Annotated in this window: 8 protein-coding genes; 4 read left to right on the top strand and 4 right to left on the bottom strand. The window is 43.3% G+C overall.

All coding sequences use genetic code 11. The features are described from left to right. Window positions 1–84: 84 nt before the first annotated feature. From JGK20_RS03710 to JGK20_RS03700, 3 genes are all read right to left on the bottom strand, one after another. Window positions 85–2,199, bottom strand: a complete 2,115-nt coding sequence (locus JGK20_RS03710) for a TIGR00300 family protein (protein ID WP_293213184.1) — start codon at window positions 2,197–2,199, stop codon at window positions 85–87. Between the two features lie 414 nt (window positions 2,200–2,613). After that, window positions 2,614–5,769 (bottom strand): PAS domain-containing protein, encoded by a 3,156-nt coding sequence (locus tag JGK20_RS03705; protein ID WP_293229374.1) that lies wholly within the window; start codon window positions 5,767–5,769, stop codon window positions 2,614–2,616. 979 nt (window positions 5,770–6,748) lie between these two features. Continuing rightward, window positions 6,749–7,687 (bottom strand): glycosyltransferase, encoded by a 939-nt coding sequence (locus JGK20_RS03700; protein WP_293229372.1) that lies wholly within the window; start codon window positions 7,685–7,687, stop codon window positions 6,749–6,751. 566 nt (window positions 7,688–8,253) lie between these two features. Between JGK20_RS03700 and JGK20_RS03695 the strand changes: the two genes are divergently transcribed. Together JGK20_RS03695 and JGK20_RS03690 are read left to right on the top strand one after the other, a co-directional pair. Beyond that, the gene (locus JGK20_RS03695; RefSeq protein ID WP_293179989.1) at window positions 8,254–9,456 is read left to right on the top strand and encodes an argininosuccinate synthase; all 1,203 of its coding nucleotides are present in this window, start codon (window positions 8,254–8,256) and stop codon (window positions 9,454–9,456) included. A gap of 269 nt (window positions 9,457–9,725) precedes the next feature. Then, window positions 9,726–10,352 carry a Uma2 family endonuclease gene (locus tag JGK20_RS03690; RefSeq protein WP_293229370.1) on the top strand — a complete coding sequence of 209 codons (627 nt, stop codon included), beginning with the start codon at window positions 9,726–9,728 and terminating at the stop codon, window positions 10,350–10,352. Window positions 10,353–10,391: 39 nt separating this feature from the next. Here the strand turns inward: JGK20_RS03690 and JGK20_RS03685 are convergent, their stop codons facing one another. After that, window positions 10,392–11,171 (bottom strand): pentapeptide repeat-containing protein, encoded by a 780-nt coding sequence (locus tag JGK20_RS03685; protein WP_293229367.1) that lies wholly within the window; start codon window positions 11,169–11,171, stop codon window positions 10,392–10,394. Between the two features lie 366 nt (window positions 11,172–11,537). Between JGK20_RS03685 and JGK20_RS03680 the strand changes: the two genes are divergently transcribed. Both JGK20_RS03680 and JGK20_RS03675 read left to right on the top strand, forming a co-directional pair. After that, the gene (locus JGK20_RS03680; protein WP_293213192.1) at window positions 11,538–11,951 is read left to right on the top strand and encodes a hypothetical protein; all 414 of its coding nucleotides are present in this window, start codon (window positions 11,538–11,540) and stop codon (window positions 11,949–11,951) included. 234 nt (window positions 11,952–12,185) lie between these two features. Beyond that, the gene (locus tag JGK20_RS03675; protein WP_293213194.1) at window positions 12,186–13,244 is read left to right on the top strand and encodes a hypothetical protein; all 1,059 of its coding nucleotides are present in this window, start codon (window positions 12,186–12,188) and stop codon (window positions 13,242–13,244) included. The last annotated feature ends 60 nt before the right edge of the window (window positions 13,245–13,304 follow it).

Raw genomic sequence — 13,304 nt, 5'->3', positions numbered from 1 at the left:
CGCGTCGGCGGACATTGTTTGTGTAGACGCGGTTTCAACCGCCGAGTCTACACGGTTTAAATCGCCGATTCTAAATCGATTCAGTTACACCGATTGAGTTACATGATGGCGGCTAGTCAACTTATCCAATTGATTCACCAACAAACTCAGGAACAATCCCACATCGGTGACAACTCCAGTAGATTCGATCGACCCCCGATCGCTCAATTTCGTCACCACAGCCGGATTAATGTCCACACAGACCATCTTTACACCCGCAGGAGTCATATTTCCCACACCGATCGAATGCAGCATAGACGACAGCATTAACACCATATCCGCGCCCCGTAACAGCTCAGTATACTCTTCTTGAGCCTTCACCAAATCCATTTGCGTGTCGGGAAGCGGCCCGTCATCGCGGATCGAACCAGCCAGCGAAAACGGTATATTATGCTTCACACACTCGTACATTACACCGCTAGTAATCACGCCTGCTTCAACGGTTTTAGCAATACTGCCATAACGGCGCACAGTGTTAATCATTTTCAAGTGGTGGCGGTGTCCGCCGCGCACAGCTACGCCGCGTTTCATGTCAACTCCCAAAGAAGTTCCCATGCTAGATTGTTCCATGTCGTGAACTGCGATCGCATTTCCACCTAACAATGCTTGTACGTAACCTTCGCGGATCAAATGCGCTAAATGTTCCCCACCGCCGGTGTGAATCACCACAGGCCCCGCCGTCACCACAACTTTACCGCCCCGATCGCGAATTTGGCGCAATTCCCACGCTACTTGTTCCACTACCAATTCTACCCGGCGCTCGCTAGAAACGCTACCGGACATAAAGCTAAATTCTTGAGAATTGCGCTGTTCCCGCGATTCTGTTTTGCGGATAGTACGGATACCAACCACATCAACAACGACTTTTTCACCTATTTTTAAATCGCGCAACAATTTGCACGTAGCCACCGGGCCTTCTGCGGTTTCAGTAATTGCAACTGCACCATCCATCCGCTGATTTCGCGCTTTCACCCACTGACCGTTTACCCGCACTTCTGTAGGATAAATGGTACTAACGTAAAAGTCGTCTGGGCCGACACCATCTTGCACGACATCTTCTAAAATAGCGTCGCAAATCTCTTGCGGCGGTGGCACTGCACCCAAGTCAATCAGCAATCCCATGATTTCTTCCATCACATCGTGGGAAGGTGCCGAAACTTTCACATCCGCGGATGATGTGCTTTGGCGCTGTTCTCCTAAATTGAAATTGAGCACTTGGAAACTGCCACCGTTTTCGATAATTAAGTCTAAAGCGCGGCTGATTAAACCGGCATCAAGCAGGTGACCTTCCATGCGAATGGCACGGCTTTCTACCATCACGTTTGCCGATCGATCTTCTTGCACAGGTTCATTCACCCGCAGCGTCAAACACTTACAGGCGCCGCCCGCTTTCAAAAATTCGCTCATCGGCGTTTCAATGACTTTGAAGCCCGCTTGAGTGATGCGCGTTTTCAAGCCTTCGCTCACCTTGTTCATTACCACAACTTTGTCAATATTGACAGCATTGCAAGCAAAATTAGCGGCATCTGCTTCTTCGATCGCAATCCGTTTTTCCGGCGCTACTCGCATTTCAATTAAGCGGTTCGAGTAAGAGTCAAATGCTGCGGGATAGTACAGCAAATATCCGCCTGTGAGCGGACAAAAACAGGTGTCTAGGTGATAGAAACGTTCGTCTACTAAACGCAGCGACAGCACTTCAATGTTCAGCCAGTTTGCTAGCAACGGATGCGAGTCGAGTTCGGAACGGAAGCCGTATCCTGCCCACAACCAGCGTCCTTCGCGATCGAGCAAAGCGTCACCAGCACCCTCAAACGGCAAGTCTTTCGGGAGTTCGTGCACGGTGAAACCTTGGTTTTCAAACCATGCTTTGAAATAGGGTTCTTCGCCTTGGCGTTCCTTGTGATAGAAGCGGCTGAGGACAAAAGTATTGCCTAAAAGTAAGCCAGCGTTGGCGGTGAACACCATATCCGGCCAGCCTTTTTCGGGCGGTACCAGGTCTACAACGGCGTTGTCTTTCAACACGTGGTAAAGTTTCTCCCACTGTTCGACGGCGCGATCGCGCGATGATTTGTGTACGTTACCCTCCATCCAAGGGTTAATCACGTAATCTACATCGTAGTGGTCGGGAGCGCACATCAGGAAGCGAATTGAGTCGGTCATAATTCAGTTAAAATGTGGTAGATGCTACAGACTTAAGTTGAGATAGTATGTATGAAATCAACTGTAAAATTCACTCCCAAGAGAAAGAGTGCAACGTCTAGCAGCGAAAAAAGTAGCCTTTAATTATATCACAGTTAGGTTAAAATCAAACTCAGCCACAGACGGTTTGCATGAAATATCGGATAAAATTTCAGGTTTTGACATTATTTTCGGTAAATTAGCCTTCATAAAAGGTTCGTAGTGAGGACTAAAGTCCTTCTTTCTGAGGGGAGCATCTCATTTTTGCAAAAAGCATTTTTTCTTTCAGTGCGAGCGTCCCGCTCGCGTGCTTTATAAAGCACGCGAGCGGGGACAGCACTACAAATGCAAAACTGAGATGCTCCCGAAAGAAGGACTAAAGTCCTCACTACAAACCTATTTTACTTTCAACTTTTTTTGCGAAATCGGTAGTTCGATCGCAAATTCTGTACCTCGGTCAACTTCTGAATGACACCACAAATTACCGCCATGGCGGTCTTTCACAATTTGGTAACTAATCGACAATCCCAAACCAGTGCCACTGCCGATCGGCTTTGTACTAAAAAATGGGTCAAACATCCTTGACTGAACCTCAGGACAGATACCGGGCCCGCTGTCAGCAATCCGCACGCACACTTGATTTTCGCTGCTGACTTCCGTAATAATGCGAATCTGATTAACTTTGTCATTACAGGCTGCTGATGACTCTTCCACAGCATCGATCGCATTTGACAGCAAATTCATAAATACCTGATTTAATTGCGCCGGATAACACTCAACATTGGGCAGTTCGCCGTAATTTTTAACAACTTGAATTTCCCGACGTTTTGGCTGTGACAGCAATCGATGCTGCAAAATCACCAAAGTGCTCTCTATCCCTTCATGAATATCGATTACTTTGCGCTCTTTTTCATCGAGTCTCGAAAAGTTTCGCAAGGACAACACGATCTGCTTAATTCTGTTAGCACCTGCTTGCATTGAAGCCAGCACTCTGGGGAAATCCTCAGCGATAAAATCCACTTCTATTTCTGCCAATCTTTCGGCAATTTCTGGCACTGGTTCGGGATAATTTTGCTGGTAAAGCTGGATCAATTTTACCAAATCGTTAGCGTACTGTGCGGCGGGAATAATATTGCCGTAGATGAAGCTGACGGGGTTATTAATTTCATGGGCAACTCCCGCCACCATTTGCCCAATACTTGACATCTTTGCGGCTTGAATCAGTTGTGATTGAGCATTTTTTAAGTATTCCAGAGTTTGTTCTAACTGTTGGGCTTTTTCTCGTTCTCGCTGTTCGCTATTTCGCAAACTTGCTTCGGCTTGTTTGCGATCGCTAATATCGATATGCGTGCCCGTCATCCGCAAAGGATTTCCCGAATCATCACGTTCCATCACCTTAGCTTGAGCCAAAATCCACTTCCATTCGCCGAATTTTGTCAGCATCCGAAATTCTGCTTCGTAGGTCGGTTTTTTGCCTGCCAGATGAGCATTTATCGCTGCTGTAGCCAGAGGCAAATCATCTGGATGTACAAGTCTTTCCCAGGCTGCATAACTATTTTCTATTTCCTCTACTTCATATCCCAGCATCGTCTTCCACCGTGAATTCAAATAGACTTCTCCCGTGGCAAGATTCCAATCCCACAATCCCGTCGCACTGGCTTCAAATGCCAGGTAAAAACGTTCTTCGCTAATTTGCAGCGCTGCTTCCGCTTCTTTGCGATCGGTGATATCCATTACTGTTCCAAACAGTTTAATTACTTCTAGGGATTTGTTAAAAATAGCTTCTCCCCTTGTTTCGAGGTATCTAATTTGACCGCTGGGATGCAAAATTCGCAACTCTTTTTTGTAGGAAGTTCCCTGTGAGATACCAAAGCTGACAGTTTGTTGAAACAACTCTCTGTCCTCTGGATGATACATCTGTAAAAGTTCGATATATGTCGGTTCAGGTGCGGCTGAGTCCAGACCAAAAATGCGGAATACTTCTTCCGACCAAATATTTTTATTGGTGACGAGATCGAATTCCCAATTGCCGATATGGGCAATTTTCTGGGCTGCTGCTAGACTAGCTTCGCTTTGTTGCAATTTAAGTCGCTGCTCTTTATCTTGTTCCAGAAGATTGGCTTGAGCGATCGCAATTCCCATTTGTGCAGCGACAGCTTTCAATAATCTGATCTCATTTTGCGTCCAGTGGCGGGGCTCATCGTACTGGTGCAAGCACATCATTCCGTTGGGTTTTCCCTGGTAGGAAGTGCGGATGGCTATCATCGACTTCAAACCTATTTGACGGCACAAATCAGTAACATTTTCCAGCAGCGGTTCAGCAAAAACATCGTCAGAAACTACAGGTTTATCTTGAGACAACACCAACTGAGCGTGAGGATTTCCCAGGACGGGAATTTCTACTACATCGCACAGCGTTGCTGATTCAGATTTCCTGTACTGAGTCATACAATAGATGCGGGGCAGTGGGTGTTCTTTGTAGGTGTGAATCAAGCAAGAATCGGCATTAAAAACTCGACCTATTTGAGCAGCCGCTGTTTGATAAACTTGGTCTTGCTTTAAGCTGTAGCGAATTTCGAGAGTAATTGTTTCTAGCAGAAATCTTTGCTTGATTTGCCGCTCCAAAGCAGACAAAGCTGTTTTAAGATCGAATTCTGCTTGTTTGCGATCGCTAATTTCAGTAGCAGTTCCCAGAATTTTCCAAGGTTTGCCCTCCACCGTCCTTGAAAACACCGTATCCCGGCTAAAAAACCAGCGAAATTCACCATTTTTGTGTTCTATTCGGTATTCAAACTCAAAGCTTTCACCATCTTTTGATGTCTGAATCCTCCTCATATGTTCTGAGAATGCTGGCAAATCGTCAGGGTGTATTAAGTTAGGAAGAAATGCTGCTGGCATTTGCTGTATTTCTTCCAGCGAGTAGCCAAGATCGATATATAGTTCGCGATTGAGATACAGAATTCGCTGTTCTATCACATCGTAAACGTACAAAACATTAGGATTCATTTTAATTACTGCCGACAGCCATTGCTGACTTTCTCGCAGTTGTGCTTCGACCCGCTTGCGTTCTTCTATTTCTGCTTCCAGCCGCGCATTTTGTGCTACTACTTGCCGAGAAAGCCTGCTCAGATGCATTTGACTTTCGACGCGAGCGACCAATTCTTCTATTTGAAATGGTTTAGTAATGTAGTCTATAGCTCCCAGCGAAAAAGCTTTAACTTTATCAAAAGTTTCATTTAAAGAGCTGATAAAAATTACAGGAATATCTTTGGTTTCAGGAGCAGCTTTTAGCTGTTTGCAGACTTGATAGCCATCTATACCGGGCATCATAATGTCCAGCAAAATTAAATCCGGTGGAGTCGATCGCGCAAACTTAAGGGCTAATTTTCCATCTAGTGTTGGCCGCACTTGATATCCCCGCTCGGACAACAACTTGGATAAAAGACGCAAGCTTTCTGGGTGGTCGTCAACAATTAAAATGTTTTGTTTTAAGCCAGATATTTCAGATTTTTTTGTTGTTATTTTGGCGTATTTTTGGTCAATTTTATTCACGATAACCCCTCAGAGTCTTAGGAATATCTACGCAGCTTTTCTATCTATAGCGTTTACTATTTTGTTTTCATATGATAATTTTGCTGCGTAATATAGTGTGTATTAATCAAATTGTAAGAATCATTAAAGCGCAAGTGCTTATAGGTAGAACTATGAGCTTGCGGCAACAATAAAATTGGGTAGATGTTGATTTATGGCGCGAATTTGAGCAGTATAAGTTTCTATCAGCTCCGCATCCTGTTTATCAATCGCTGGTCATTCTATTTTAGATTGGAGATTTCGGGATCAGACGTTCGATCAGGGAAATCGTCCAACGATTTTAGATTTACAAGGGTAGATGAATCTGGGAGATTGAACTTTTATCTAAAATTTTGGAATGCTCGTGACAGAAGAATGTGAGACGGTATCCGTTTTTGGACAGGAGTCAATGAGTGGCTGTATGCGATGCTTTTATTAGCTATGGCAGCATAAATCAGACACACAGCTTCCCTTTTGTGCTATGCCAGTGGCACTGTCCGATCGCCTGCCAACATAGCGCACCCCTTAATTTGTATTCAGTCTATCAAAAATGTCTGCATCTTTAATTCTTTGTTTCAGCAAATTATTGCAGGCGATCGAGAAAACAGCCGATATTCCTCAAATCAGGCATAAATCCGGCAAATTTCATTAAATATAAAATTCAAACAGTGATTAGAACGCGGTTTCGCTACTATTGGGCCAGTTGCTCAATGTTTGTTTTTAAGTATATCTACTGGCTCTGCACGGCAAGCAAATCTAGCCTGACAACCTGCTACCGTATCTTAAGTTTTGTTGAGGCGTTGGCGCGATCGCCTGTACAGCATCTAGATTGTCTGCGATCTTAAAGGAGGAGAGGATTTGACGAGTAGGGAATAGGGCCTTGAAATCTACAATTTAAATGCCGTACAGCTTACTCATCAGTCAATATCAATCTAAAATCTAAAATCTAAAATGGCACGATCTATGGCATCTTTGTAGGAGCGTGCAATTCATCGCAAGCAGCATACACGGCTTTGACATTATACCAATTCAGAAAAATTCGAGCAATTTCTAAAGCTAACTGCGACTTACCTCGGTCGATCAACCACTGCAAAAAAGGTTTCATAGTGCGCTCGTTCAGCATCCCGCCCAAAGATAAAACTCCCCACAGTATTTGGTGCAAAACAGTCATTTGAATCATCAGCCGCACTTCCCAAGTGGGGTGTTTTTGATAAAACAAAACTCCCATTCTTCCGCGCTGAATTTCTCGGTCAATCATCCCAGGAATTTGCTCTAAACTAAAAGGTGGATGCCAGTGATAGCCAACAGCAGCCGGACATTTAATCAATTTTAAACCTAATTTTTTTAACCTGACACCCAATTCTAAATCTTCCCATCCGTAAAGTTGAAAGCGAGTGTCAAACAGTCCAGCTTCCAGCAGCCAGTGACGGGCGATGCCGACATTTCCCGTAGCAAAATAAGCAGCCGAAAAATCAGTTATTTTGTAAGGTTCGGCAGTGGGATTGTCGAAATTGCAAGTATTAATCACGCTGCCGTAAGTAAAAACCGCATCAGTATCTTTGTAAGCCTGTAGCAAAGCATCTGCGTGTGCTTGCAAAAAATCCTTTGTAACGACTAAATCGCTATCAATAAAAATAATTGTCTCGCCTTTAGCATCTTCAACGCCCAAATTCCTGGCGGCGGCGGGGCCTTGATGAGATTGACAGATCGATCGCACGTGCGGCAAAAACTCAGCATCTGCGGCCAACCAGTCGATCGTCCCGTCCGTCGAACCGTCATCGACTACAATCACTTCATAATCTGTGACAATGTTATCAAACTGCTGATTTTCTAGAGCCAGTAGACATTTTGCCAAAATCGGTTTACGATTGTACGTCGGAATCACAACACTAAAAAACACGGCTTTACCCCATCGCCACAGTTACCGTATCCCACGGTAGCAGATTTTTCGCAGCAACTGGGCCGGGAAATAGCAAAGTTTAGCAAAAAAAGAATATATAAATCTGTACTATTTATGACAAGAATGGATCTCAATTAGGTGCATAATACAAAGTTGGTTAAATATCACATCTAAATTCAGGATGTAAATAGCAGTCAGTAACCCAGGTCTAAAAGATACTGGGCTTGTAAGAGCAATTCCTGCAAGCCGTACTGACCAGCCTAAGTCTTAACTGACTACGTTTGTTGAGTCACGACACCCGGAAATGCGTAGCTAGTTTCCTGCTCTGTCATTTGCAATTAAACAGTTCTAAGGTCACTGGAACAGTGTTGCAAGTCTAAAAAGCTCTTTAAACATTGGCGAAGCTCACTTTACTGGAATGGCAAGGCGCTCCCGGCAATACAGGGATTAGACAAGTACCATTCCTCTACTTGTCTAGCCCCGAAAGGGGTAGGCGGTTAAAACCGCTCGTATCGTTTCCCTCTCAGGGCTAAAGCCGCTGAGTTTCCCACTTACCGAGTATTTTCATGAGTCGCGCTAAAAAAGTTGTCCTAGCATATTCCGGCGGAGTCGATACTTCTGTCTGCATTCCTTACCTGATGAAGGAGTGGGGAGTCGAAGAGGTAATTACTCTGGCGGCGGATTTGGGACAGGGAGATGAATTAGAACCCATCCGCAAGAAAGCTTTAGCATCTGGTGCTTCGGAATCTTTGGTGATTGATGCTACGGAAGAATTTGTCAAAGATTATGCCTTCCCAGCAATTCAAGCTAACGCGCTTTACGAAAATCGGTATCCGCTATCTACGGCGCTAGCGCGCCCGCTGATTGCTAAATTGTTGGTAGAAGCTGCCGAAAAATACGGTGCGGATGCGATCGCCCACGGTTGTACTGGTAAGGGAAATGACCAAGTACGGTTCGATGTGTCGATCGGCGCACTGAATCCCAAGATTAAGATTTTAGCACCAGCGCGGGAATGGAAAATGAGCCGCGAGGAAACCATCGCCTACGGTGAAAGATGCGGGATTCCGTCGCCGGTGAAGAAGTCTTCACCTTATAGTATCGATCGCAATTTGTTAGGAATGGCGATCGAAGCCGGCATCCTCGAAGATCCTTGGGCGGAACCGCCGGAAGAGGTGTTTTTGATGACAAAGGCGATCGAACAAACTCCCGACACACCCGAATACATCGAAATCGGTTTCGACTGCGGAAAACCAGTCAGTTTAAACGGCAAAGAATTAGCACCAGTCGCCCTAATTACCCAACTCAACGAAATAGCTGGAAATCACGGAGTCGGCCGCATCGACATGATTGAAAACCGTGTAGTCGGGATTAAATCGCGGGAGATTTACGAAACCCCCGCGATTTTAGTTTTGATGCACGCGCACCGAGACTTAGAAAGTTTGACTTTGACAGCAGATGTCACGCGATACAAGCGCGGCATCGAAGAAACCTACAGCCAAATGATTTACAACGGCCTTTGGTACAACCCTTTAAAAACAGCTTTAGACGCATTTATTCTAGACACGCAAAAGCGAGTAACTGGAACCGTGCGCCTAAAAATGTTCAAAGGAAACGCCACAATTGTCGGCCGCAAATCAGAGAATTCGCTGTACAGTTTCGACTTAGCAACCTACGGCGCCGAGGATGAATTCGATCACAAAGCAGCCGAAGGATTTGTCTACGTTTGGGGATTGCCAACCCGCATTTGGTCGGAGAAGAATCGGGGTTAGAATGTGTTAACAGGACTTGTGCAAAGAAACCGGGTTTCTATCAAAAATCTTTGCTTTCTAAACTAGAGATTTAGGAAGAAACCCGGTTTCTGGCCTCGGCATCCAGCAAGACTGACAAACAAAGTCCCAGCAGAGTGGGACTAAGAGTAAGGTGGGCAATGCCCACCTTATTTGTTAAAATATGGATCAAATAATTTAAAAATCCTAGTGGGTTTGGTACAATAGAAGTGGTCTGAATCTAGTATCATAAAAAACTCAATATAAAGCCAATGGTTGCAAATCAAAGCCAAAATTACATCTCACCGGAAGAGTATCTGAAATTAGAAGAACTCAGCCAGGTTAAACATGAGTATATTCAGGGCGAAACCTACGCAATGGCAGGTGCAAGTGATGCTCATGTGACAGTTGCTGGCAACTTATTTGCACTTTTGAGAAATCATGTTCGGGGTAGTGGCTGTCGTGCTTATATGTCAGACATGAAAGCTAGGATTGAATCTAGGAATATTTATTACTATCCCGACGTGATGGTAACGTGCGATGAACGGGACAAAGCATTTCAATCTTTTAAAAGACATCCTTGTTTAATTATCGAGGTTTTGTCAACAGGAACTGAAGGATTCGATCGCGGTGATAAGTTTGCTGACTATCAAGAATTAGAAACGCTTCAGGAGTATGTGTTAATTAGTCAAAAGCGGCAGCGGGTTGAGTGTTTTCGCCGCAATGCTGAGGGGTTGTGGGTTTTGTATTCTTACACCCAAGGAAGCGAAATTCACTTGGCTAGTGTTGACTTTCGCACTAGCATGGATTCTATCTATGAGGATGTAATCTTTACCAACGAAAGTCAGTCGGCGATTGAAATCGCTTCTACACAAACGAAGTCCGCCTTCGCGGACTGAAGAATAGAATGGATATTATGGTAGGATTTGGTATCATAGCTATGCCTGACTTAATATTTCCAAAAACTCCTGTACAACTAGATCGGGTTGTTCGCTGCATCGGGTAGCATCGTAATGTTTGACAAGACTGATGCCAGAATCTATGAAAAGCTGGCACATTTCATCTTCTGTTGCGTTTTGATGCGATGATTCGCTGTCAATTTTCAGCATCCCTAATTTACCTTGATGAAATATCAGAAAGTCAGCTTCTTGGTTTTGTCTCCCTTCTGGTGTTGCGAGTCGGAGTTGGGAGTTGGGGATGAAGAGAGTGGATGTGCGATCGAGTATTTCGGCAATTTTCACTTGTGCTTCTGAATGGAAGCAAAAACCGTTCCAGTTAATTTCGTTTTCTGAGTCAGATAATTCAGTTTCACTGTCAGAAGTTATTATTTTATCTAAATCAGTTTGAACATAATCAGCTTCATTTAAATTGGCGAATAATCTTGCTCCACTTAAGTTTGCTCCGCTGAGATTAGCACCAGTGAGATTAACTTCGATGGTTAGATTTCGCTGTAGATTCACTTTACCTCGTCCTAAGTATCGTTTCAATACTGACTTGAGATTATCTTTTTTAACTTTTTCTTCTAGTGCTTTTGAAAGTAGTTTCCATAGTTTAGCACCAGCATCTTTGATATAATCATATTCATATTCAGCACTGGCTGCAATTTCTTTATAAGACCGCCCTTCCCAGGATTGACGAAACACTAGCTCTTGAACTTTGTTGAGGCGATCGTAGTTGAGGGCTGTTTCTGCGATCGTGATGGCTTCGTCAACAGTCATGTGTTAAAGTCTCCTCACACCTAAAACCTTTGCAATACTAGATTGACTAGATTATACCGCAATAGTCAGTCCTGGACGCATCAATACCAAAGAAACCGGGTTTTTCACCGATATTAAAGGCTATGATGCAATATTTTCGTAAAAAAACCCGGTTTCTGCCTAAGTCCTAAAAGTCTAACCACTTGGTGTATACCCTTAATTATTACTTTTTTATTACTTTTTTATTACTTTTTTATGTCTTAAGACTGATGTGTATTTGCTAAACTGGAATGTAATCACTACAAAAAGTGTTCACCCTTAAGTCTTGTACCAAACCTTAGTCTAGGTTGATTTTTGCTGACTATTAACTGAGTAATAGGAAGTTTCATGTTAAATCAAAAGTTCGTAACATTCAGTTTAATTGCCTTATCTTACCTTGGTAGTGTAGGAGTATTGTCTACTTTAACTACGGGTTGTGACTTAATTAAACAAGATAAATCGCTATCTGCAAGTAAAGCAGAAAAAATAGTGAATAAATGGAAATCTTCTCGAAGTGGAACCATTCAGATATTAGGAGTACGCGAAAATCCCGATAATACTGCTGTAGCTACATTACAGGCTTCCAATTTAATAGTTAAAACAGACTTTCTTGGCACAATAACGGAGAAAAATTTTTCCGGGCCGGGCGAAGCTAAATTCTCGCGCTATACCGATGGAAGTTGGGCGCTCACAGGATTGTTTTTTGGCAATGATATATTGGATAGCTTTTGGTTTAAGGATCTCAATATAAAAGATGATTAGGTGAAACTTGGCAAAAAGCAAGGGTACTAGCTTGATGTCGCTCTCAAGAACATCAGGCTAGTTATTAGAAATAGTCCTGGACGCAAGGGAGGTCAGAAACCAGGTTTTTTTACGATAATCCTTCGTTATAGCCCGCAGATTAGGTGAAAAACCCGGTTTCTTTGGTCTTGATGTGTCCAGGACTGAGAAAGTAATGTAACAGACCAACAATTATTAGGATAAGAGGAAATATTAATGTCATCAGGTGGTAGCGGTGGTAGCGGTGGTAGTGGCGTACATTGGGTAGCAATAACAGGGGTTCTAGGTGTTACAGGCACAATTATTGCTTTAGCAGCCTTTCTTTTTGGAGACCCACTACTGTGTAATTTGAAAGGTGTGGATGTTGGTTTTCTGAAATGTGATAATAATCTACCAGACAATCCAACCCCACCACCCAGCCCTAAATCTCCCCCTCCACCTGAGTCTCCTAAACCAGATCCTACTCCTTCATCGTCACCAACATCCACTTCTTCTCCAGCACCACAAACTCCAGCGCCAGTCTCGCCATCGCCAACTCCAGCGCCAGTCTCGCCATCGCCAACTCCAGTAAAAGTATCTGTTGATGAGAAGCCCTGCACAGTAGAGCAAAATGGCAGTACCGCAAACCTTGGTTCTTTGGAGGGTTCTTGCCCCTTCGCTGGTAATGTTAGCTCTAATAATTTAGAGAATCGTTACCGTTTTAAGATAGATAATCCCAGTAATATCAGCCTGTTTTTAGATGATGTGAATAGCGAAGTAGAAATGATTTTATATTCAGATAAAGATGGCACGGGAGTAATTGAATATCAACTTGAAAATACATCTGCCATTAAGTCAAAAACAGGAATGATTCAAAAAGAATTGGGTGTGGGTAGTTACATTATTGTTGTGAAATTGAAAGCTAGAGAAACTCCCTATTCACTTCAAATAATTAACAATACAAGCCAAATCCAAAATGTTGGTTATTTAGAAGAAAAAACCATCTCTAAGAATGGCAGTATTAGTTTAAATAATCGAGAGAAATTTTACAGTTTTCAACTAGCAAATCCCAGCAGCATTACTCTGTCTTTAGGTGGCGTGAATAGCGAAGTAGAAATGATTTTATATTCAGATAAAAATGGTACTGGAGTAATTCAATATCAACTTGACAATATATCTGCTCTCAACTCAAAGCCCGGAATAATTAAAAGCAATTTAAGAGTAGGTAATTACATTGTTCTTGTGCGGTCAAAAATTAGAGACACCGATTACACTCTTACTATGTCTGCTCCTTAGTTAATCCTTGAATTTCAATTTAATCGTCAATCTCTGCTCTAACTACCCAAAAGTAATTAC

The organism is Microcoleus sp. PH2017_05_CCC_O_A, from assembly GCF_020738785.1.
Lineage (GTDB): Bacteria > Cyanobacteriota > Cyanobacteriia > Cyanobacteriales > Microcoleaceae > Microcoleus.
The sequence above is the reverse complement of the archived record's forward strand: the minus strand, read 5'-3'. Positions and strand labels throughout refer to the sequence as shown.